Source organism: Actinoalloteichus hoggarensis (genome assembly GCF_002234535.1).
Taxonomy (GTDB): Bacteria; Actinomycetota; Actinomycetes; order Mycobacteriales; family Pseudonocardiaceae; genus Actinoalloteichus_A; species Actinoalloteichus_A hoggarensis.
In genome coordinates, this window is the sequence record NZ_CP022521.1 from 675,374 (window position 1) to 695,366 (window position 19,993).

Sequence of the window (19,993 nt, forward strand, 5' to 3'; positions counted from 1 at the left end):
CGGTTCGTGCCCGCAGCTCCACAGGTGGGTGGTTCGTGCCGGTGGAGGGCGCGGGCCGTTCTTGTTTTCGCGTGTTGGTGTGGGGGTGCGACCCCCACACCCCGCTCGGGGGTGTGCCCCCGATCCCCCCTGGTGTGGTCGTGTCGGGTGGATGGCCTCCCTCGGGTGAGGGGATTCGTGCGGCTCGATGACTCGCGCCCTGGGGTGGATCGCCTCGCCGTGGCCGAGATCGTCCCCGTGGCATGATCAGCCTGCGATGAGTGATCCTGCGGTCGAGGAGTTCGAACGTCATCGGCTGCGGGTGTTCGGGGTCGCCTATCGGATGCTGGGGTCGGCCGAGGAGGCCGAGGACGTCGTCCAGGACACGTTCCTCCGATGGCACGGTGCGCAGAGGTCGACGATCGGTACGCCCTCGGCATGGCTGGTCAAGGTGGCCACCAATCTCTGCCTGAATCGCCTCACCTCGGCGCGGGCTCGGCGCGAGCACTATGTGGGGCCGTGGCTGCCCGAGCCCGTTCTGACGGCGGACGGAGCCCTCGGGCCCCTGGCCGCCGTGGAGCAGCGGGACATGGTCTCGTTGGCCTTCCTCGTACTGCTGGAGCGGCTCACCCCGACCGAGCGTGCGGTGTTCGTGTTGCGCGAGGCATTCGGCTACAGCCATCGCGACATCGCTCAGGTGCTCGAGCTGTCGGAGGCCAACTCCCGTCAGCTGTATCGGCGTGCTCGGCGGAGCCTGGCGGCATCCGACGCGGCGACCGGCACCGTGGCAACAGCCGACAGCAGGGCTGCAGCCGACGGGACAGCCGATGACGGGACAGCCGATGACAGGGTCGCAACCGACAGGGCAGCAGCCGAGAGGGCTGGTACCGGCCGACACGCCGCGGCCGAGGATCGGACGCGACATCGAGACCTGCTCGATCGCTTCCTCGTCGCAGCGCGGACCGGCGACCTGCCTGCCTTGGAACGGCTCTTGGCCGAGGACGTGGTGTCGTGGGCCGACGGTGGTGGCGAGGTCGGCGCGGCCCGCCGTCCCATCGTGGGTGCCTCAAGGGTGGCGCGGTACCTCCTCGGCGGCCTGACCGGCTTCGGGACTGACGGAAGACTGCTGGTCGCCGAGGTCAACGGCGTGCCCGCCGTGCTCGCCTGGCGCGGGCCTCACCTGTTGGGGGTGCTCGTGCCTGCCGCGGCCGACGGTGCGATCACGGCGATCCGCATCATCGCGAACCCGGCCAAGCTGAGGTTCGCCGCGGCCCAGGCCGTCGGCCTGTCACATCCGGCAGGGCTGTCCGGTTCGTAACGGGTGACCCCGAGAAGAATCGGAAGGTGACCCATGAGTCGTTCGATCCTGGTGACCGGCGGCACCGGCACGCTCGGCCGCGCCGTCGTCACGCGGCTGTCGGCCACGATGCACGACGTGCGGGTGCTGAGCCGGAGTACGGCGCCGACCGGCCCCGCGGCGCGCGGGTGGTTTCGAGGTGACCTGCGCACCGGAGCAGGGCTCGACGAGGCCCTCGCCCACGCCGACGTGATCCTGCACTGTGCGACCACAGGCGGGCGGGCGGACGTGGCTGCGACCAGACGACTGATCGCCGCGGCAGCCGACGGTGGACGTCCACGCCTCGTGTACGTGTCCATCGTCGGATGCGACCGGATACCACTGCGCTACTACCGGGCGAAGCAGGAGTGCGAGCGGCTGATCGAATCGTCCGGGCTGCCCTGGACGATCGTGCGGGTCACCCAGTTCCACGATCTGATCGCCGCCTTCTTCACGGCGCAGCGGCGGCTGCCCGCGGTCCTGGTGCCCTCGGGCGTCAGCTTCCAGCCGATCGATGTGCGCGATGTGGCCGACCGGCTTGCCGAGATCATCGGCCGGGTGTCCGTCGGCCGGGAGCCCGACATCGGCGGTCCGGAGATCAGCACGGCCGCGGAGCTGGCGCGAACGTATCGGGGGGCCGTGGGCGGGCGGCGGGCCGTGCTGCCGATCTCGCTGCCGGGGAGGGTGCTGCGGGGGCTGCGTCGAGGGGGCAATCTCGTGCCCGGCAACGCCGTCGGACAGCGGACGTTCGGCGAGTTCCTCGCGCAGGCGCCGGCCGGGTCGAGGTGATCGGGATGTCGGTGCGATCAGTGCTGCGCGGCGGGCTTGCCTTCCTCACCGTCACCCAACTCGCTGTCGGCTTCGTCGGCCTGCTGCTCCCGCGTTGGTTCTTCGCCATCCCGTGGGTCGGCATGCGGATGCCGTACAACGAGCATCTCATGCTCGACTACGGCGCGATGAACCTGGCCACGTCGGTCGTCCTGGTGACTGCCGTCGTCGTCGCTTCATGCGGGCTGATCCGCATCGCCTTGATCACCTATCTCGTCTTCGCGGTCTCGCATCTGGTCATTCACACCCGCTTCCTGCATCACCTCACGCCGGCGGAGGCAGTGTGGCTGCTGGTCGCGCTGTCATTGGCGGTGGTGATCCCGAGTGTGCTCCTGGTGCTGACCACGCGGCTGAAGGACCGGTGTCGCTGCGCTGCCGCCGGAGACACCGCGACAGCCGGCGGCGGGCCTTGATCACGGCGAGGCCCGATGCGAGCCACCTGGCGGGTCGAGTGGCATCGGCGCAGGTTCGCCGGGGCGGGTGGCGTCAGTCGGGGCGAGCGGGCGTCGACGGCTCGGGTGCCGGGTGATCGGCGAGGACGAGGTCGAGCAGACCGGGGAATCGGGCGTCGAGTTCACGACGACGCAGGGTCAGGTAGAGCCGGCGGCCTTCTGGACGCTGGCGGATGACGCCGCTCTCGCGGAGGGCCCGCCAATGGTGGGTCATGCTGGATTTGGGCAGGTCGGGAAGGATCTCGCCGCAGAACCGCTCCTCACCGTCGGCCAGCGCCCGTGCGATCCCCAGCCGGACCGGGTGGCCCAGCGCGGCGAGGACGTCGACGAGTTCGATCTGCACTGCGTCGGGATGGTGCGGCTTGACCATGACGTCACTGTACGGGGATCGCGGATGAAGGCCTCGTGCTCGGGTTGACACGCGTTGTTCGTTAGTACGATGATCTCGTATGTTCAATGTACGAGATCACCGTACTAACGATCCCGGGGCTGATCCGCCCCTCGTCGTTCATCCGCGACACGAAGGACTCACATGACCCTGCCCTCCGGGAACCCGCTCGCCGATGCCGCGCTGGCCCGCTCGCTCGACGGTGACTTCTCCAGTCGTCACGCCGAGGTCGACGGCGTCCGCCTGCACTACGTCGAAGGCGGCGCGGGCGCCCCGCTGCTCCTGCTGGGCGGTTGGCCGCAGACCTGGTGGCAGTGGAACAAGGTCATGCCCGCGCTGGCCCGCCGTCATCGGGTGATCGCCGTGGATCTGCGAGGCATGGGCGGCTCGGCCAAGCCCGAGGACGGCTACGACAAGAGGACCATGGCACGGGACATCCGCGAGCTCGGCAGGCATCTGGGGCTGGAGACGTACAGCATCGTGGGCCATGACATCGGCGCGATGGTCGCCTACGCCCACGCGGCCCTGTTCCCCGAGGCGACGACGAAGATCGCGCTGCTCGACGTCTCGCACCCCGACGAGCACTGGTCGGAGTTCCGGCTGATACCGGAGCAGGATCAGCGCGTCGACCCGGTCGGAGCGGCGGACGGCAGGCCGCCCTACCTGTGGTGGTTCGCGCTCAACCAGGTCCGTGATCTGCCGGAACGGCTGCTGGAGGGCCGGACTCGGTCACTGGTCGACTGGCTCTGCGAACGTCTGGCGGCGGACCCCGATTCAGTCGACGAGCACGCTCGCCAGGTCTATGCCCATGCCTACTCCTCGGCGGATGCCATCCGGGCGGGCAACGGCTGGTATCAGACGTTCCCCGCCGACATCGTCGACGAGCGGGCGTACGGGACGTTGTCGGTGCCGATCCTCGCCTTGGCCGGTGTCCAGGGCAACTACGCCTTCCTGCGTGACGTCCTGCCCGGCAAGGGGACCGACGTGCGCGTGATCGAGGTCGCCGACTGCGGCCACTACATCGCGGAGGAGCAGCCGCAGGCGGTGATCGACGCACTCGGCGCGTTCCTCCGCTGAACCCCCGGTCGCGGTGACCGATCCGTCGATCCGGGCGCGGCCCGAGCTCTGCCCGTCGCGGGCCTGACCGCACGTCAGACACTCCGCGGGCTCGGTGCGGCGGTGCCATGGACATCCGCCGTCGATGCGCTCTGATCGGCGTCGGCCGGGCCGGTCGACGGCCCGGCCGGGTCGCCCGTCGCGCGGCGGACGGACGCTACGCGAGCGACTTCCATCAGGCGGCCGCGGGACGACGCCTCTCGACGATCGGTGCCGACCGCATCACCGAGGGCGCCCGAGTCGGCGGCCGGCCCGGCCGCCGCCCCTGGCGACAGCCCGGTGGTCGTGGGCTCGGTCGACGAGGAGCCGGAGGGCGTGGGCGGAGGGAGAGTCAGGTGCGGTGTCGTAGACCATGAGGACCTGGTCGGGATCGGCGGCGACGACCAGCGCCTGGTACGTGATGGTGAGGTCGCCGACCAGCGGATGTCGGTAGCGCTTGGTGCCGTGGGTGCGCTGGTGAACGCGGTTGCGGGCCCACAGGCGGCGGAACTCGGGGCTGTGGATCGACAGTTCGCCGACGAGGCGACCGAGTGCCGGGTCGTCGGGGTGCCTGCCCGCGTCGACGCGGAGCATGGCGGCGGTGTCGGCGGCCACCTGACTCCAGTCCGCGTACAGCTCCCGGGCGTGTGGATCGAGAAACACGAATCGGACCTGGTTCCGCTCATCGACAGGCCGGGCGTCGAAATCCGTGATGAGCAGCGCCGCTGTCTCGTTCTGGCCGACGACGTCGAGGCGGCGGCCGAGGACGAACGCGGGGCGGAGCACGTCGTCGAAGGTGTCCAGCAGCGATCTCGTCGCCGGATGGAGCGGTTGCGGGCGGTAGGGGCGTCGACGGCGCGCCGGTGTGGGCCTCGCGATGGTGTGCAGGTGCGTGCGTTCGACCTCGTCGAGCTGAAGGGCGTCGGCGAGAGCATCGAGGACCACGGGCGAGGCACTCGTGGACCGGCCCTGTTCGAGGCGGGTGTAGTAGTCGACGCTCACCCCGGCGAGCATCGCGATCTCCTCACGGCGCAGCCCTTCGACCCGTCTCCGTCCTGCGTCGGAGATGCCTGCCTGCTCTGGGGTGAGCCGTGCGCGGGCGGCACGGAGAAAGCCCGCCAACCGTGGATCGGACATGGACCCATTCTCCTGCGGCGCGCGGATCGGTGAAGGCCGGAGGCCGGCCCAGTCTGTCCCCGGAAACTCTGGGCCTTCACCGGGTGTACGTCTGCTTCGACGATGAGCAGGCCGTGTCGATACGGCATGGTTCGTCGAAATCGTAGGAGGGAACGCCTCATGTCTGTCTGGCTGATCACCGGCGCGGCCAGGGGTCTCGGGCTCGAGATCGCTCGTGCCGCGCTGGCTGGTGGTGAGCAGGTCGCCGTGGCCGCACGCACACCACAGCGTCTTCCCGAGGACGTCCGTGAGCATCCGAGCGTGCTCGCGGTGAAGCTCGATGTCACCGACCCGTCGCGGATCGATGCGGCGGTGGCCGAGGTGGTCGCCCGGTTCGGCACGATCGACGTGCTCGTCAACAACGCCGGTCGGGGCCTGCTCGGTGCCTTGGAGGAGATCACGGATGCCGAGGCGCGTTCGCTGTTCGACGTGAACGTCTTCGGACTCGTCAACACCACCCGTGCCGTCCTGCCGATCATGCGTAGGGCTGGGTCGGGCAGGCTGGTGCACATCGGGTCGCGCGCCGGGTTCGAGGGCGAACCGGGAGTGAGCATGTACGCCGCCTCCAAGTTCGCCGTCGCGGGCATCAGCGAGGCGTTGGCCGCGGAGCTGGCGCCCTTCGGCATCCAGAGCATGGTGGTCGAGCCCGGTGTCTTCCGTACCGACTTCCTCGACGCCTCTTCTGTCCAGTTGCCTGCCGTGCGCATGCCGGACTACGACGGGACTCCGGCGCACGTGACGCTGGACTGGGCCGCGGAGGCCAATCACACTCAGCTCGGCGACCCGGTCAAGGGCGCCGCGTTCATCTACCAAGTCGCCTCCGGAGAGCGGCTTCCGTTGCATCTGCCCGTCGGACAGGACGCACTCGACCGCCGCGCGGTGATCACCGAACTCATCAATGAGGGGATCGCTCCGCTGCGGGCGGCCTCGGCCGCGACTGCCTATCCCGACGTCGAGTGACCGGGATGCCTGACCGCCTCGAGATTCGATCCGTGTCCGATCTCGTTCGAGTACACCGATCGACCGGTGCGTCGCCGACGTCGTGAGCCACCGTGCAGGGCGGCAGGCGGACATGGTGGGCTTCGGCGATCTTGTGCAACCGCCGACCGGGCGGGCAGCGCGCATCCCCGGCGGCACGGGCTCCTGTCGCTTCTGACGGACGTGCACGGCTGCACCGTTGCCGCCGTGCACGAGGGATGTTCGCGATCCCGCCGATGACAGGCGTTCTCCGGCCGCCTCGCCCAGCCGCCCGCGGTTCGCGTCGACAGCGGGTGAACGCGTGTTCTCACCGATGACGCCGTGGGTCCGGCGGCTTCGAGGGAAGGCGATCTCGGGCAGGCAAGGTGCCTGTGGGACAGCGACACCCCGGGTCGGCAACGCTTGATCATGCGGGCTGGCAGCTCCTCAGGGCCGTGTCGGCGACCCGGCGGAGTCCTTCGCGGTCGGCGCCGCCCGCCGCAGGGACGTCGATGCCGCCTGCTCATCGCCGTCGGCGAGCAGACAAGGACGATGGAATCGGCGTCGACGGGCAGATCGCCTTCGCCTGCGAAGGCGTGGACGACCCGTTCGCACCGCTGCTCGAGCAGATGTGGGACGTCTCCTCTGCTCGCGAGGCGACGGAGCTGATGGCGGCACGGTTCACTCGGTCGATCATGACGCCGCAGGTGCAAGAGCCGCGACGTCTCGTGATCGCCGAAGCGGCTCGCCTCCCTCGACTGGGAGTGCGGTTTCCTGCGCGTCCTGGACGCGGTCGGTCGTTGCGTGGAGATCCTCCGCGAACGGGGGCTGCTCACCGTGCCCGACGCCAGGCCCGCGGCGCATCACTTCGCGGGCCTGCTGTTGTGGACTCCCCGTAACCAGACGATGTTCGCGGTCGCGGCGCTGCCCGTCGACGAAGACGAACTCGATCGTCTCGTCGTGGCAGGCAGCGGTGCGTTCCTGCGCTCCTGTCAGCGAGAGGACGCCTGACGGGCCCTCGGCGGCGGCATCCAGGAGAGTCGACGGCTCTCCAACGCGCCCGAATGACGAGTGATGCCTGCACGGCTCATGTCAGCAGACGGGCGAGAACGACGGCGGCCGGACCTGGCTTCGGAGTCAGGTCCGGCCGCAGGTCCGCGATCGAGTCACGGACCTGCTGTCCTCCGGCAGGCTGCGCCGGTGATCGGACACCCCCGGCTCGCTCGATCCAGGGGACGTCCGGTCCTCGGGCGGCATGGGGCCGGGCGGCGCGTGGTCATTCGGTCACCGCAGTGGGTTCGCCATACCGCTACGGAATGCGGTGTCCGGCCGCGCGGAAGAGCTCATACCACTCGGCGCGGGTGAGCGGGACGTCCGAGCCCTGCGCGGCGCCCGCGACCCGCTCCGGATCGGTCGTACCGAGGACCACCTGCATCTGTGCCGGATGCCGGGTGATCCAGGCGGTCGCGATCGCGATCGGCGGCACGTCGTACCGGGTGGCGAGGCGATCGATGACGGCGTTCAGCTCCGGATGGTCCGGCGAGCCGAGGAACACCCCGGTGAAGAAGCCGGCCTGGAACGGGGACCACGCCTGGATGGTGATGTCGTGCAGCCTGCAGTACTCGACGATGCCGCCGCCGTCGATCACCACGGCCTGCTGCTCACCGAGCATGTTCGCGGTGACGCCCTGCGCGACGAGCGGGGCGTGGGTGATGGACAGCTGGAGCTGGTTGGCGACGATCGGCTGGCGCACGTGCTTGCGCAGCAGGTCGAGCTGGCCGGGCGTGTGGTTGGAGACGCCGAAGGCTCGAACCTTGCCTGCCGACTCCAGGTCGTCGAAGGCACGGGCCACCTCCTCCGGCTCGACGAGCGCATCGGGCCGATGCAGCAGTAAGACGTCGATGCGGTCGGTGCCCAGCGCGGCGAGCGAGCCCTCGACCGAGCCGACGAGGTGATCGTAGGAGAAGTCGTAGTACGGGCCCTCCCGAACGATCCCCGCCTTGGTCTGGATGGTCACGGCGTCGCGCTCCGACGGTGTCAGGGCCAGCGCCTCGGCGAACCGGCGTTCGCAGCCGTGCATCTCGTGGCCGTAGCCCGCGGCGTGGTCGACGAAGTCGATGCCCGCGTCGCGCGCCGTGCGCACCAGCGTGCGCACCTCGTCGTCGGTCTTGTCGGCGATCCGCATCAGGCCGAGCACGATGTTCGGCGCGACGATGTCGGTTCCGGGCAGGGTGAAGGTCTTCACGACAATGGTCCTCTCCGGCGCCCCGTCGCCGCCCGATTCCGGGCAGGCGTTGAAAGGGACGAAGTCAGTTCGCGTTCGACAGCGCGGCGATCTCGTCGGCGGTGAGTTCCAGCTCGGCGGCGCGGGCCGAATCCTGGATGCTCGCCGGCCGCGACGAACCGGGGATGGGGATGACGACGGGGTCCAACGCCAGCTGCCAGGCCAGCGCGACCTGCTGCGGGCTCACCCCGTGGTCGTCGGCGACCCGCTGGAAGGGCGCATGCAGCGCGCCGACGTCGCCCGCGGCGCGGATGCCGCCCAGCGGAGACCACGGGAGGAAGGCGATGCCCAGGGTCGCGCAGTGCCTGAGTTCGTCCAGGCCGGCGCGGAAGGCTGGGGAGAACTGGTTCTGCACGGAGACGAGCCGCCCGTCGAGTATCTCGTTGGCCTCGTCGATCTGTGCGACGGACACGTTCGAGATGCCCGCCATCCGGATCACGCCCGCGTCCAGCAGATCTCGTAGCGCGCCGATCGAGTCGGCGTAGGGCACCTCGGGGTCCGGCCGATGGAACTGGTAGAGGCCGATCGCCTCCACGCCGAGCCGCCGGGCCGACGCCCTGGCCGCCCGCTGCACGTACTCCGGGCGGCCGTCGAGGATCCACGAGCCGTCGCCGGGACGCAGTGCCCCGCCCTTCGTGGCCACCAGCACGTCGTCGACGTCGCCGCCGTAGGACCGCAGGGCACGTGCGATGAGCTCCTCGTTATGGCCGGTCTCACCCGCATGCAGGTGATAGGCGTCGGCCGTGTCGATGAGGGTGACGCCCGCGTCGAGTGCGGCGTGGACGGCCGCGACGGAGCGAGCCGTCTCGGGCCTGTTCTCGATGGACATCGGCATCGCGCCGAGTCCGATCGCGCCGACGGTGCGGTGTCCCAGGGTGCGTTGCTGCACTGATGAGCCCTTCCGCTCGAATGATCATCGGATTCGACGGTAAGCGTCCCTCGGAAAGAAGTCCAACAACTTATTCCGATGCGATTGAGAAGTATTATCGATCAATGGACCTGCGTCAGATGGAATACCTCATCGCGCTCGCCGACGAGCAGCACTTCACCCGAGCGGCGGCGGTCTGCGGAGTCTCACAGTCCGGGCTTTCGGCGGGCATCCGGAACCTCGAAGACGAACTCGGAACGCCGTTGTTCCTCCGCACCACGCGTCGGGTCGAGCCGACGGAGGCCGGGCTCGCGCTGCTTCCCTTCGCGCGCACGATGCTCGCCCAGGTCGCGGCCGGGCGTGACGCGGTCGTCCGTGCTACACGCGCGCTCTCGGGCAGGCTTCGTGTGGGAGCCGAACAGTGCCTCGGCGTCGTCGACGTTCCGCCGTTGCTCGAACGGTTCCATCGCCGCTACCCGCTCGTCGACATCCACTTCACCCAGGCCGGCTCCCATGACCTCGTCATGCAGGTCCGTGCCGGTGAGCTCGACGTCGCCTTCGTCGCGACGACCGAGCATCTGGCGACGGTCAACCCCGTCGAGCTCGGCAGGCGCGAGGTCGTGCTGCTGGCTCCGCCCGAGCATCCCCTCGCGGTTCGCACCCACGTGGAGTGGGCCGAGTTGCGCGACCGCGAGTTCATCGACTTCCGGGAATCGTGGGGCGTGCGGTCCCTCAACGAGGCGGCCTGCTCGACGCACGGCGTGGGCCGGCGAGTGCGATGCACCGTCGACGACATCCACACCCTGCTCGATCTCATCCGTCGTGGCCTCGGCATCGCCCTCGTACCGAGGCATGTCGCGGCGAAGCCCGAGGCCTCGGCTCTGGCGACCATCCGGCTGCCCCCGTCCTCCGCCCCGGAATGGATCGTCTCGGCGATCACGGCGAATCAGGCGGAGCCCTCGGCCGCGCGGCTGCTCGAGCTCGTCGACGCGAACCCCTCCTCGACGAATGAGGCCGAGCGCCCGGGCACGGTGACCGATTCGTAGTCCCCTCGTCAGCATCGACGGGCACCCGAGGCCGAGACGACGACAGACCGCGCGGATGACGGCCGTCCTGTCAGGCCGGCCGCCGATCCTGCGGCACACCTCGGTCGGTTCTACGAGCCGGCAGCTGCCGAGCCGCCTGCGCGTTCCCGCCGGCCGCGTTCGGCCTCGCGGAGACCGCCGACCAGCCGGTTAGAGTCGTGTTCATGACGGTGCTCGTGCCTGCCCTGTCGATGCGACGGAGCACGTGGTGACGGCGTCTCCGGCCCGTTCCCCCTTCGAGGCCGAGCGGGACAGGCTGACCTGGCTGAGCTATCGGATGCTCGGCTCGTGGCGCGATGCCGAGGATGTCGTGCAGGACGTCGCGGTCGAATGGATCATCGCCGCCGATGCGATCGAGAACCCGGCGGGATGGTTGACCACGATCACCGTGCGACGCTCCATCGACGCGCTGCGCAGGCGCAGACGTGCCGAGACCTACGTCGGCCCCTGGCTGCCGGAGCCGTTCGTGTCCGAGCCGGTGTCGGGGCCGTCGGGCTCCGCGCCGGAGGAGAGCGTGGAGCGGGACGAGACGCTGACCATGGTGTTCCTGACGCTCGCCGAGCGACTGACTCCGCCACAGCGTGCCGTGATCGTGCTGCGCGCGCTGGACTACTCGCACGACGAGGTCGCGCGGATGCTCCAGATCACGAGTGCGGCGTCTCGGCAGCACCAGCGGCGTGGCACGGTCGCGCTCCGGCGTGCCGAGGAGGCCGTGGCGAACCGGCAGAGCGGGCGCTGCGCTCACCGTGGTCCGTCGCATCGGTCCCAGGAGGAACGCGCACTGCTGACCGCCTTCCTCACCGCTGCACGGGACGGCGACGTCGAGGCCCTGAGTGCCCTGCTGGCCGACGAGGTCGTCGCCTACAACGACGGCGGCGGTCGAATGCGCGCGGCTCTCAGGCCGTTGTTCGGCCGGGCGAACGTGGCCAGGTTCGTCGTCGGCGTCGCAGACCTGCACCGGGCGCGGCGGGCCGTTCGGCTGGTCACCGTGAACGGCGGTCCTGGCGCGATCGTCACGTTGTCCGGAGCGGAGCACGTGGTGTCGTTGGACGTGCGTGACGGCGTGATTCATCGTGTGTTCGACGTCTGCAACCCGGACAAGCTCGGGAGGGTGCGGGAAACGGGGAGACCGCAGCCGGTCGTCTAGCCGTCGCGAGGTACGGGGTTCGCGACGGCGTCGGCGACGACCGCATCGACGCCTGCCAGCGCCTCGATGCGTCGGGCGAGCAGTGCGGCTGCCTCCCGGAGTTCGGGGGGCTCCAGCACCTCCGCCGGGAAGCCGAGCCGGGCGACATGCATGATCAGCCAGTCCAGATCATCGCCGCCGACGACGAGCAGACACCACCCCGCACGGTCGTCCTCGATCCGGCCCACCTGCGGCGGCACCAGCTCCCGTACCCGATCGGGCTCGGCGTGCACCCGCACCCGGGCGACATACCGGTACGGCGCGGCGGTCACCGACCGCTGCACGTAGGCGACCGGGTCGGGATGCTCTCTTGGGCGAAAGCGCCAGGTCGTCGATGCCGCGTCGCGCATCCGATCCAGTCGGAAGGTGCGCCAGTCGTCGCGCTCGACGTCCCAGGCCATCAGATACCAGCGACGGCCGGTGGCGACCATCCGCACCGGTTCCACCGTGCGTTCCGCATCCCCGCCGTCGCGGCCCGCGTACCGAAACCTCACGCGCAGGGCGTCACGGCAGGCCCGTGCGAGTGTCACGAGCACGTCGGCGTCGATCTCGGTGCCGGTTCCGAGGAGAGTCTCGGTGGCGTCGTGCACTGCTCGGATCTCGGCACGCAGCCGAGGCGGCATCACCTGGTCGAGTTTCGTCAGCACCCGCAGGGCGGCTTCGCCCGCACCGGCGACCGTGCCTCCTGCGGCCAGGCGGAGTGAGACCGCTGTCGCGATCGCCTCCTCGTCATCGAGGAGCAGTGGCGGCAACCGGGTTCCCGCGCCGAGTCGGTAGCCGCCGCCGACGCCTGCCATCGCGTGCACCGGGTAGCCGACCGCGCGCAGTCGCTCCACGTCGCGGCGCACCGAACGGTCGGTGACTCCCAGTTCGGCGGCGAGTTCGACGGCCGTCCAGGACTGCCGCCGCTGGAGTAGCGCCAGCAGTCGTAACACCCGTTCGGTCGTCGCCTCAACGGTCACGACACGAATCCTGCCATGGATCGCGGAAGGAACCTGTCCGCGATATCAGGGAAGGTGGCGCCGTGATCGATGAGCCCGTCAACCTTCTGCTCCGGGACCAGATTGCCTGGCATTGGACGAATCAGCTGCGCGAGCGCCTCGCGGGGCTCACCGATGAGGAGTACTTCTGGGAGCCCGTGCCCGACTGCTGGAACGTGCGTCCGCGCGGAACCGGATCGGCATCGTCGCAGGCCGGTTCCGGTGCGATGGTCATCGACTTCGCGAGTCCGGAGCCGGACCCGCCGCCGTTCGCGACGATCGCCTGGCGACTCGGGCATGTGATCGTCGGCGTGCTCGCGATGCGTAATGCCGCGCACTTCGGCCGTGCGCACACCGATTACCAATCGTTCGAGTACGCGCCGACCGCAGCCGGGGCGCTGGCCCAGCTCGATGCGGAGTACACCGCCTGGCTGGCCGGAGTCGAGTCGCTCGGGGAGAGCGGCCTCGCACGGCCCTGCGGAGACGCGGAGCCACTGTATCCCGAGGATTCACTGGCCCGTCTGGTCCTGCGCATCAACCGGGAGCTGATCCACCATCTGGCCGAGGTGTGTCTGCTCCGTGACCTCTACCTTCATACCCGACGGGAGACGCGCTGAGATGGCTCGCGACGTTCAGATCACCTTCGACTGTGCCGACCCGGCCGCACTGGCGGCCTTCTGGGCCGAAGCCCTCGACTACCGGCTGCAGGGCCCGCCCGCGGGCTTCGAGTCGTGGGACCAGGCGCTGGACGCGATGGGCGTGCCGCCCGAGCGCCGCAACGATGCCGCGGCGTCGATCGACCCCGAGGGCACCGGGCCTCGGCTGTTCTTCCAGCGAGTGCCGGAGGGCAAGCAGGCTAAGAACCGCGCGCATCTCGATGTGCGAGCCGCGCCGGGTCTGGAGGGGGACGCGCGGATGGCGGCCCTGGAGGCGGCGGCCGAACGGCTTGTCGCCCACGGGGCCACCCGCCTGCACCGGCATGAGCCCGCTCTGCCACTCGACGGCGGTCACATCGTGATGGCCGACCCGGAGGGCAACGAGTTCTGTCTCGATTGACCGGCCTATGCCGCAGCCCCGGCCGACCCGCCTGCGATGCCTGAACCCGCCTGATGCGGATCGTCTCGGCGTGGTGTCGACCGGGGCTGCGGCGCTCGCCGACCCCGGGGCAGCGGCAGTGGCGCGGATGGTCCGCCCTGGGCTGCGCGGCGTCGGTCCTCGGCGGTTACCGTGCCAACGGCGGCGGGGCGAGTCGGGTGCTGACGCCGATCCGGTTCAGCAGGTTGATCGTGCCGATCGCCAGGACGAGGTCGGCCAGTTCACGTTCGTCGAACTGTGCTGCCGCCTGCGCCCAGACGTCGTCGTCGACACCGTTGGTCAGCACCGTGATCGCCTCGGTCAGCGCGAGTGCGGCGCGCTCCCGATCCGAGAAGAAGTCGGTCTCCCGCCACACCGGGAGCGCGTGGATCTTCCGGGCCGGGACACCGAGTTCGCTCAAGCTTGCCGCGTGCATGTCGACGCAGTAGGCGCAGCCGTTGAGCTGGGACGCGCGCAGCTTGACGACGTCGAGCAGGCCGGCGTCGATGCTGTCGCGCAGGTACTGGTCGAGCCGTCCGACGGCCCGGTAGCCGGCCGGAGCGTGTTCTGGCACTACGAGTCTGGGCATGACTCTCTCTTTCCGCGTACGTCGATCGGGCGGTGTGCTGCGGGTCCTGGTGAACCGCTGCTGCCTTCGTCGACGCCGATCGCCGCGATGTGACAGGGAATCGCCGGGCGTTGCTCGTTGGCGAGTTCGGCCGGTGCCCTTGGCCTGGCCTGCGGTCAGGGTGCCTCCGAGCTGACGCCGTCCGTCGGGTGGTCCTGCCTGCCGTGGTCGACGTGGAGGGCGATTCCGCGGTAGAGCAGATCGACCGTGCCCGCCCAGTTCCGCAGGCCCGTGCCGCTGAGCGGATCCGCGCCCAGCGTCTCGCCGATCCGGCTGCGCAACAGGACGAGGGACAGGTCGTGGGCGAGCAGGACGGCGGCCAACTGCTCATGATCGACGCCCGCGGCGATCGCTCCCGCCTCGTCGAGCCGCATGACCAACTGCCTGCTGAAGTCGCTCAGTTCCGCGTACGCCTCGCGGGAACGGGGGCCGTCGCCGGTCAGCAGGCGTGACAGGTACCTCGTGACGGCCGAGTCGCCCAGCATCTCCACGATCGATCGGACCTGAGCGGACTCTTCGAGTGCGGTGGCGTGCACGGCATTGCGTACCAGCCCGATGACGTGCTCGTCCACGGCGGCGACCAGGCCGTCTCGGGAGCCGTAGTGCTTGATGATCAGCGGTTGTGACACGCCGCTCCGCTCGGCGACGAGACGAAGAGGAACGGCGTCCGGACCGCGCTCCCCGAACAACGCGACGGCGACGTCTCGAATGATCGCCTTTGCTGTCCTGTCCTCTGGTGAATACATATTCACCATGGTAACTTATCGTTCACCGCTGGCGACGGCGGCGAGCTGAAGAGTCAGGTGGTGTCTGCCGTGTCGGCAAGAGCGGGGCGCGAGTCCCTTCTCGAGAGAGTCAACGCGCTTCTGGTAGCGCCGGGAGCCTCCGGGGGAGAGTCATGGCTGGGCTACGGCGCCGCAGTCATCGGTGCCGCCTTCGGCCTGATCGTCGGAGCGGTGTCGGGGGCGACCCCGTTGCAGGTCACTGTGCTCGCGCTCCTTGGCTTCGACCTGTTCGGCGGTGCCGTCGTCAACGCCACGGCCGCGGCGACGAGACGGTTTCACGGTGCGCGGGCCTCCCGGCGTCGGCAGTGGGGGTTCGTCGCGGCACACGTCCACCTCCTCGGCGTGGCCCTGGTGTTTCCCGGCTATCCGTGGGCGACGGCGGTGGTGCAGTATTCGACGATCCTGCTGGCTGCCTGCGTGATCCTTCTCGTTGACGAGCCGCTGCGACGGCCCGTCGCCTTCGCCGTCGGCTCGGTGCTCTTCTCGCTCCTCCCGTTCGTGACGGCCACCGTCGTGCCCGTCGAGCTGGCCTGGATCGCTCCGCTGCTGGTGACCAAACTGCTTCTCGGTCACCTCGTGCCATGGGGACCGGGTGCTCGATGCTCGCAGGCGGCGGGGGAGGGAGCCCGATGAGGATCCTCGTGGCGGGCGGTACCGGAGTGCTCGGCCGGGCGATCTGTTCCGAGGTCAGGGCCGTGCTGCCCGGTGCCGAGCTGCTCATCGGCACCCGCTGTGTCGAGGGTGCGGCCTGCCTTCCGAGGGGACTCGGCCCGCACGCCCGCCGGGTGCCGCTCGACGCGCGCGACCCGGTGTCCGTTCGGCGGGCGATCGCCGGGGCGCAGCTGGTGATCATCGCCTTGAACCAGGACGAGCCGCTCGTTCAGCAGGCCTGCCTCGAGCTCGGTGTCCACAGCGTGGACGTGGGGATCGGGGTCGATCTCGCGGCGCAGGTGCGCTCCATGGATCGACGAGCAGCTGATGCCGGACTCGCCTCCATCGCCATGGCAGGGCTCTTTCCGGGGCTCTCCGGCCTACAGATCGGGGAGGCGATCCGCGGGCTCGACACGATCGAGAGCGTCGACGTCTTCTTCCGCCAGAACACCAACGCGTGTGTCGGCCGCTCGGGGACCATCGACATGTTGAAGATCGTCTCGGCCCCGGTGCGGCGAGGAACGTCCGTGGTACGCGGCTTCCGGCGCGGTTCACGCGCGGAGCAGGGGTTGCGGCGGATCGAACACCCCGAGCGCGACATCGTGACGTCCGGTCTCGGGCTTGATCGCGTCGAATACTGGACGGGCTGGAACAGTCGGGCGTTCGACTCGGCCGTGGCGACGCTGGTCGCGATCAGGGCGTTACCCCGATACGCGCCGCGGCTGGCGCGGCTGACCAGACACGACCCGATGACGCCGGAGAACGTGGAGCTGTGGGTCCGGGGACGCGGCACGCTCGCGGGCCGACCGACGGAGCAGGTGGTCGCACTCTCCGCCACGTCCGACTACGGTGCCACGGCAGGTGTGGCAGTCGCTCTCGGCGTGCTCGCCGCGCGTGGGGAGGTCACTGGAGCCGGTGCGCCGTTCGCGCTCACGACGCTGGACGGCGTGCTCGCTGAGATGCGGGACGGGCTCGTGGCGAAGCACCTCGGCTGAGCAGCCGGGCTCCCGGTGCAGGCGGCGAGTCGCCGGGTCCGTATGTCGATACAGCCGGACGGCGGCCAGCCGCCTGCTCATCGTCGCCCCGGGTGATCACCTCGCGAGCCGGTGCCCCGTTCGGTACCGCAGGGCGTCGCCTGCGTCGGTCTAGCCTGGCAGCGGTCTCTCCTGCCCGACAGTCGCAGGCGGTACCGGCGTGAGGATGGCGACCCGAGACGAGGAATGCGCCGCATGAGTGTCACGAGACTGAGCAGGGACGAACGACGGCTTCAGCTGCTCGCGACAGCGGCGGAGATCATCCGTACGGAGGGGACCAATGCCCTGAGCCTGGTCCGGCTCGCCGAGCGCGCGGGTGTCTCCCGGCCGATCGCCTACGACCACTTCACGACGCGTGAGGGGCTGCTCATGGCCCTGTATCGGCAGTACGACGAGCAGATCGGACGCACGATCAGGGCGGCGCTGCCGGAGGACGCGGGCTCCGTGACCGACGTGGTCTCGGTGTTGAGCGCCGCCTATGTGGACGGGGTGCTCTCGGCCGGGCCGGAGTGCGCGGCGGTGAGCGCGGCGCTCGCGGGCAGTACCGAGACCCGGGATTTCCATCAGCGGTCGCAGGACTTCTACCTCGCTGAGTTCCGCCAGGCGCTCGAACCGTTCGTGTCGTTGTCCGGGCCGCGCGGCCGAGCGCTGATCACCGGGGTTCTCGGCGTCATCGAGGGGCTCTCCCGCGCCGCCGTCGACGGACGAGTCTCGCGAGCGGAGGCCGTCTCGGCGTCGACGACCATCGTGGTCGGAGCATTGAGGCAGTACGACGAGGGCCTGGCCCCGTGAGCCCGAAGACCGTAACCTACACAATGTAAGTTACATTATGTAGGTTGGTGGGTGGCGGCATGGTGCCGTCAAGAAGGAGGGCGTCATGGAGATCGCGCGACAGTCCGAGTCGATCGCGGTGATCGGTGCGAACGCCAGGGCGGCAGGGCTGGCGCGGGCGCTGCTCCACACCGGACACGCGATCACGGTCTGGAGTCCGACCCCGGATGCGGACGCCGCTCCGGCGCTGCGAATCGACGGGGTCCGTAGTGCCGACTCCTGGACTTCGGCGCTCGGCGCCGCTCCTCTGGTCGTGCTCTGCGTCGACGACTACGACGAGCTCCGGCTCATCCTGGACGAGGCGGGCGGACACGCACTCACGGCACATGACGTCGTCAACCTCACTTCCGGAACGAGCGAGGAGGCGGACCGAGCCGCCGACCGAGTGGCGGCGCTCGGCGGCCGGTATCTCGACGGTGCGCTGATGGCCCATCCCGAGCACGTCGGTGACAGCGCCACGATCCTGGTCTTCAGCGGCTCCGCCGAGGTGTTCGAGCGCCGGTCGGCGGTGCTCGCCTGTTTCGGGAGCGCTTCGTACCTGGGCCCCGCTGCGGGCACCGCCGCGCTGTACGACGTGGCGATGCTCGGCTTCGCCTGGTCCACGCTGCTCGGATACCTGTACACCGCCGTCCTGCTCGGCACCTCGGGTGTCCCGGCCACGACCTTGACGCCGCTGCTGACCGGCTGGCTCACCACGACGGTCGTCGATGTCATCGAGGATTACGCCGGACAGGTCGACGCCCGGCGCTATCCCGGCGACGAGGAGTGGCTCGAACTGGACTTTCCGCTGATGGGACATCTCGTGCGGACGAGCCGGGAACGCGGACTGGACACACGTCTGCCGAGACTGATCGAGGCGTTGACCTCCGACGGCATCGCCGACGGGCGCGGCAGGGAGAGCTTCGCCGGCCTGGTCGAGATACTGCGCAGGCAGTCGGCCGGGGTCGGCGTCACCGGCGCGGGTACCGGCCAGAACCAGCACGCCTGACTCGACCCGCACGGCAGGCGGCTCCCGCTCATCACCCCGCCAAGGGGTCTCTGCCTGCCGTGCCCCTGCGGAATCCGCCGGATCAGGCCTCCCCGCGTGTCATCGCGATCAGCCGGTCGAGCACGCCGGAGTCCATCCGAAGACCGTCGTGCTCGTACTGGCTGGTGACCCAGGTGCGCAGGCCCTTGACCTGCTCCGCCGTGCGCAACGACAGCTCTCGGTCCACATACATGTCGTCGTGGTAGACGACGGCGGCCACCGGAACCCTGTTGTGACTCAGCACGTCGTGGTCATACAGGTTGGGCCAGTCCGTCTTGGCGGCCAGCGCCTCGGCGGCGTCGCGGAGCGGCACCAGCGCCGGGTCCTCCTCGAACATCCAGGGGTAGATCATCTCGCCGGTGAAGCGCACCGAGGCGCCCTCGTCGACGTCGAACTCCGTGAACTCCCGACGGAGACGGTGGGCCGACCAGAGCGACGCGCCGCCCTGGCAGTAGATCGACTCGTGCAACAGCGCGTAGAGCGGGTCCGTCGCGAAGGTGACACTGCCGCTCACGCCGTGCAGGAAGGTGTCGGAGAGATCGGGACCGCCGGGTGCGTCGACGAACGCCTCCTCCAGCAGATAGTGCAGGCGGTCGAAGGTGCCTGCCTTGCCGAACTCGATTCCGAGTGTCTGAAAACGGTGCGGTGTGAGGCGTTCGCCGGTCGGCAGCAGCACCTCGTGCTCGGCGAGATGGTCGAACACCGATCGGACGATCGGCTCGTCCTGCGGATACCGGCTGAAGTACTCCGTGTTCTTCCGCAGCACTCTCGGATACAACGCCCGATAGACCTCGTCCGGCCCGGCGTCCAGTCCTGCGAGACCGCCGGTGACGAGGACGGCGGCGAGGCCCTCCGGGGCGATGGACAGATACGTCAGGGCGCAGAAGCCGCCGAAGCTCTGGCCGAGCACGCTCCACGGACGATCGCCGGTCAGCCGGCGGCGGAACACCTCAGCATCTCGCACGATCGAGTCAGCCCGAAAGTGACGCAGGTAGTCGGCGGTCTGCTCGCCGGAGCCGAAGCGGGCGAGAGTCTGCCGGTTCGCGGGCGTGCTACGGCCGGTGCCGCGCTGGTCGAGCAGCAGTACCCGATACTCGCGGAGCGCCCGGCGCAGCCAGCCGGTCGCGGGAACCGGCCGGGTCGCCTTGCCACCGGGGCCGCCCTGGAGGAACAGCAGCCACGGCAGGTCGGCGGTCTCGTTTCCCGAGGCGACGACCTCGCGGCCGAACACCGAGATCCGTTCGCTCGTCGGATCACCGTGGTCGAGCGGTACCTCGATGACGTGATCGACACAGGCGATGCCGGGGCTTCGATAGCTGGTCGTCATTGCTCTCCCGAATCGTGAGCGG

At 69.7% G+C, this 19,993-nt stretch carries 21 protein-coding genes and 1 pseudogene; 14 read left to right on the forward strand and 8 right to left on the reverse strand.

What is annotated here, in order from left to right:
* Positions 1-256 precede the first annotated feature (256 nt).
* Genes AHOG_RS03150 through AHOG_RS03160 form a run of 3 tightly spaced genes read left to right on the forward strand, consistent with a single transcriptional unit; the run spans position 257 to position 2,556 of the window.
* Positions 257-1,297 carry a sigma-70 family RNA polymerase sigma factor gene (locus AHOG_RS03150; RefSeq protein WP_093940013.1) on the forward strand — a complete coding sequence of 347 codons (1,041 nt, stop codon included), beginning with the start codon at positions 257-259 and terminating at the stop codon, positions 1,295-1,297.
* A gap of 33 nt (positions 1,298-1,330) precedes the next feature.
* Complete coding sequence (locus AHOG_RS03155; RefSeq protein WP_093940014.1) at positions 1,331-2,104, forward strand: SDR family oxidoreductase; 774 nt, start codon at positions 1,331-1,333, stop codon at positions 2,102-2,104.
* 5 nt (positions 2,105-2,109) lie between these two features.
* The gene (locus AHOG_RS03160; protein ID WP_093944104.1) at positions 2,110-2,556 is read left to right on the forward strand and encodes a hypothetical protein; all 447 of its coding nucleotides are present in this window, start codon (positions 2,110-2,112) and stop codon (positions 2,554-2,556) included.
* A 73-nt stretch (positions 2,557-2,629) separates the two neighbouring features.
* Here the strand turns inward: AHOG_RS03160 and AHOG_RS03165 are convergent, their stop codons facing one another.
* The gene (locus AHOG_RS03165; RefSeq protein WP_093940015.1) at positions 2,630-2,965 is read right to left on the reverse strand and encodes an ArsR/SmtB family transcription factor; all 336 of its coding nucleotides are present in this window, start codon (positions 2,963-2,965) and stop codon (positions 2,630-2,632) included.
* A gap of 162 nt (positions 2,966-3,127) precedes the next feature.
* Here AHOG_RS03165 and AHOG_RS03170 point away from each other — a divergent pair, with 162 nt between their 5' ends.
* On the forward strand, positions 3,128-4,060 hold the full coding sequence (locus AHOG_RS03170; protein WP_093940016.1) for an alpha/beta fold hydrolase: 933 nt from the start codon (positions 3,128-3,130) through the stop codon (positions 4,058-4,060).
* Positions 4,061-4,321: 261 nt separating this feature from the next.
* Here the strand turns inward: AHOG_RS03170 and AHOG_RS03175 are convergent, their stop codons facing one another.
* On the reverse strand, positions 4,322-5,215 hold the full coding sequence (locus AHOG_RS03175) for a helix-turn-helix transcriptional regulator (RefSeq protein WP_093940017.1): 894 nt from the start codon (positions 5,213-5,215) through the stop codon (positions 4,322-4,324).
* Positions 5,216-5,374: 159 nt separating this feature from the next.
* On the opposite strand from AHOG_RS03175, the gene AHOG_RS03180 reads away from it, so the two are divergent.
* Positions 5,375-6,214, forward strand: a complete 840-nt coding sequence (locus tag AHOG_RS03180) for an SDR family oxidoreductase (RefSeq protein ID WP_093940018.1) — start codon at positions 5,375-5,377, stop codon at positions 6,212-6,214.
* A 768-nt stretch (positions 6,215-6,982) separates the two neighbouring features.
* Positions 6,983-7,222, forward strand: a pseudogene (locus AHOG_RS03185) (TetR/AcrR family transcriptional regulator C-terminal domain-containing protein); the annotation flags it as partial.
* A 298-nt stretch (positions 7,223-7,520) separates the two neighbouring features.
* Here AHOG_RS03185 and AHOG_RS03190 read toward each other — a convergent pair.
* Together AHOG_RS03190 and AHOG_RS03195 are read right to left on the reverse strand one after the other, a co-directional pair.
* On the reverse strand, positions 7,521-8,456 hold the full coding sequence (locus AHOG_RS03190; protein ID WP_093940020.1) for an aldo/keto reductase: 936 nt from the start codon (positions 8,454-8,456) through the stop codon (positions 7,521-7,523).
* 64 nt (positions 8,457-8,520) lie between these two features.
* Positions 8,521-9,384: an aldo/keto reductase gene (locus AHOG_RS03195; protein WP_093940021.1), complete on the reverse strand. Its 864-nt coding sequence runs from the start codon at positions 9,382-9,384 to the stop codon at positions 8,521-8,523.
* A 20-nt stretch (positions 9,385-9,404) separates the two neighbouring features.
* Here AHOG_RS03195 and AHOG_RS03200 point away from each other — a divergent pair, with 20 nt between their 5' ends.
* Together AHOG_RS03200 and AHOG_RS03205 are read left to right on the forward strand one after the other, a co-directional pair.
* Positions 9,405-10,409 carry a LysR family transcriptional regulator gene (locus AHOG_RS03200; protein WP_211290515.1) on the forward strand — a complete coding sequence of 335 codons (1,005 nt, stop codon included), beginning with the start codon at positions 9,405-9,407 and terminating at the stop codon, positions 10,407-10,409.
* 247 nt (positions 10,410-10,656) lie between these two features.
* Positions 10,657-11,595: a sigma-70 family RNA polymerase sigma factor gene (locus AHOG_RS03205; protein WP_157736608.1), complete on the forward strand. Its 939-nt coding sequence runs from the start codon at positions 10,657-10,659 to the stop codon at positions 11,593-11,595.
* Here AHOG_RS03205 and AHOG_RS03210 read toward each other — a convergent pair.
* Positions 11,592-12,596, reverse strand: a complete 1,005-nt coding sequence (locus tag AHOG_RS03210) for a helix-turn-helix transcriptional regulator (protein WP_093940024.1) — start codon at positions 12,594-12,596, stop codon at positions 11,592-11,594. The genes AHOG_RS03205 and AHOG_RS03210 overlap by 4 nt on opposite strands.
* A gap of 62 nt (positions 12,597-12,658) precedes the next feature.
* Here AHOG_RS03210 and AHOG_RS03215 point away from each other — a divergent pair, with 62 nt between their 5' ends.
* Together AHOG_RS03215 and AHOG_RS03220 are read left to right on the forward strand one after the other, a co-directional pair.
* Positions 12,659-13,231, forward strand: coding sequence for a DinB family protein (locus AHOG_RS03215; protein WP_093940025.1), 573 nt, complete (start codon positions 12,659-12,661; stop codon positions 13,229-13,231).
* A gap of 1 nt (position 13,232) precedes the next feature.
* Positions 13,233-13,670, forward strand: a complete 438-nt coding sequence (locus AHOG_RS03220) for a VOC family protein (RefSeq protein ID WP_093940026.1) — start codon at positions 13,233-13,235, stop codon at positions 13,668-13,670.
* A 166-nt stretch (positions 13,671-13,836) separates the two neighbouring features.
* Here the strand turns inward: AHOG_RS03220 and AHOG_RS03225 are convergent, their stop codons facing one another.
* Positions 13,837-14,277, reverse strand: a complete 441-nt coding sequence (locus AHOG_RS03225) for a carboxymuconolactone decarboxylase family protein (protein ID WP_093940027.1) — start codon at positions 14,275-14,277, stop codon at positions 13,837-13,839.
* Positions 14,278-14,432: 155 nt separating this feature from the next.
* On the reverse strand, positions 14,433-15,062 hold the full coding sequence (locus AHOG_RS03230) for a TetR/AcrR family transcriptional regulator (RefSeq protein WP_211290516.1): 630 nt from the start codon (positions 15,060-15,062) through the stop codon (positions 14,433-14,435).
* 60 nt (positions 15,063-15,122) lie between these two features.
* Between AHOG_RS03230 and AHOG_RS03235 the strand changes: the two genes are divergently transcribed.
* From AHOG_RS03235 to AHOG_RS03250, 4 genes are all read left to right on the forward strand, one after another.
* On the forward strand, positions 15,123-15,734 hold the full coding sequence (locus AHOG_RS03235) for a hypothetical protein (protein WP_211290517.1): 612 nt from the start codon (positions 15,123-15,125) through the stop codon (positions 15,732-15,734).
* Positions 15,731-16,747, forward strand: coding sequence for a saccharopine dehydrogenase family protein (locus AHOG_RS03240; protein WP_093940029.1), 1,017 nt, complete (start codon positions 15,731-15,733; stop codon positions 16,745-16,747). The genes AHOG_RS03235 and AHOG_RS03240 overlap by 4 nt, the downstream gene beginning before the upstream one ends.
* Positions 16,748-16,981: 234 nt before the next feature.
* Positions 16,982-17,578 carry a TetR/AcrR family transcriptional regulator gene (locus AHOG_RS03245; RefSeq protein ID WP_245856533.1) on the forward strand — a complete coding sequence of 199 codons (597 nt, stop codon included), beginning with the start codon at positions 16,982-16,984 and terminating at the stop codon, positions 17,576-17,578.
* Between the two features lie 85 nt (positions 17,579-17,663).
* Positions 17,664-18,605 carry an imine reductase family protein gene (locus AHOG_RS03250; RefSeq protein ID WP_093940030.1) on the forward strand — a complete coding sequence of 314 codons (942 nt, stop codon included), beginning with the start codon at positions 17,664-17,666 and terminating at the stop codon, positions 18,603-18,605.
* Positions 18,606-18,687: 82 nt separating this feature from the next.
* Here AHOG_RS03250 and AHOG_RS03255 read toward each other — a convergent pair whose 3' ends face one another.
* Positions 18,688-19,971 carry an alpha/beta fold hydrolase gene (locus tag AHOG_RS03255; protein ID WP_093940031.1) on the reverse strand — a complete coding sequence of 428 codons (1,284 nt, stop codon included), beginning with the start codon at positions 19,969-19,971 and terminating at the stop codon, positions 18,688-18,690.
* Positions 19,972-19,993: the final 22 nt, after the last annotated feature.

Coding starts and splice junctions, on each gene's coding strand:
- AHOG_RS03150 (WP_093940013.1), top strand. CDS start 257: ATGAGTGATCCTGCGGTCGAGGAGTTCGAACGTCATCGGCTGCGGGTG.
- AHOG_RS03155 (WP_093940014.1), top strand. CDS start 1,331: ATGAGTCGTTCGATCCTGGTGACCGGCGGCACCGGCACGCTCGGCCGC.
- AHOG_RS03160 (WP_093944104.1), top strand. CDS start 2,110: ATGTCGGTGCGATCAGTGCTGCGCGGCGGGCTTGCCTTCCTCACCGTC.
- AHOG_RS03165 (WP_093940015.1), bottom strand. CDS start 2,965: ATGGTCAAGCCGCACCATCCCGACGCAGTGCAGATCGAACTCGTCGAC.
- AHOG_RS03170 (WP_093940016.1), top strand. CDS start 3,128: ATGACCCTGCCCTCCGGGAACCCGCTCGCCGATGCCGCGCTGGCCCGC.
- AHOG_RS03175 (WP_093940017.1), bottom strand. CDS start 5,215: ATGTCCGATCCACGGTTGGCGGGCTTTCTCCGTGCCGCCCGCGCACGG.
- AHOG_RS03180 (WP_093940018.1), top strand. CDS start 5,375: ATGTCTGTCTGGCTGATCACCGGCGCGGCCAGGGGTCTCGGGCTCGAG.
- AHOG_RS03200 (WP_211290515.1), top strand. CDS start 9,405: ATGATCATCGGATTCGACGGTAAGCGTCCCTCGGAAAGAAGTCCAACA.
- AHOG_RS03220 (WP_093940026.1), top strand. CDS start 13,233: ATGGCTCGCGACGTTCAGATCACCTTCGACTGTGCCGACCCGGCCGCA.
- AHOG_RS03225 (WP_093940027.1), bottom strand. CDS start 14,277: ATGCCCAGACTCGTAGTGCCAGAACACGCTCCGGCCGGCTACCGGGCC.
- AHOG_RS03230 (WP_211290516.1), bottom strand. CDS start 15,062: ATGTATTCACCAGAGGACAGGACAGCAAAGGCGATCATTCGAGACGTC.
- AHOG_RS03240 (WP_093940029.1), top strand. CDS start 15,731: ATGAGGATCCTCGTGGCGGGCGGTACCGGAGTGCTCGGCCGGGCGATC.
- AHOG_RS03245 (WP_245856533.1), top strand. CDS start 16,982: ATGAGTGTCACGAGACTGAGCAGGGACGAACGACGGCTTCAGCTGCTC.
- AHOG_RS03250 (WP_093940030.1), top strand. CDS start 17,664: ATGGAGATCGCGCGACAGTCCGAGTCGATCGCGGTGATCGGTGCGAAC.
- AHOG_RS03255 (WP_093940031.1), bottom strand. CDS start 19,971: ATGACGACCAGCTATCGAAGCCCCGGCATCGCCTGTGTCGATCACGTC.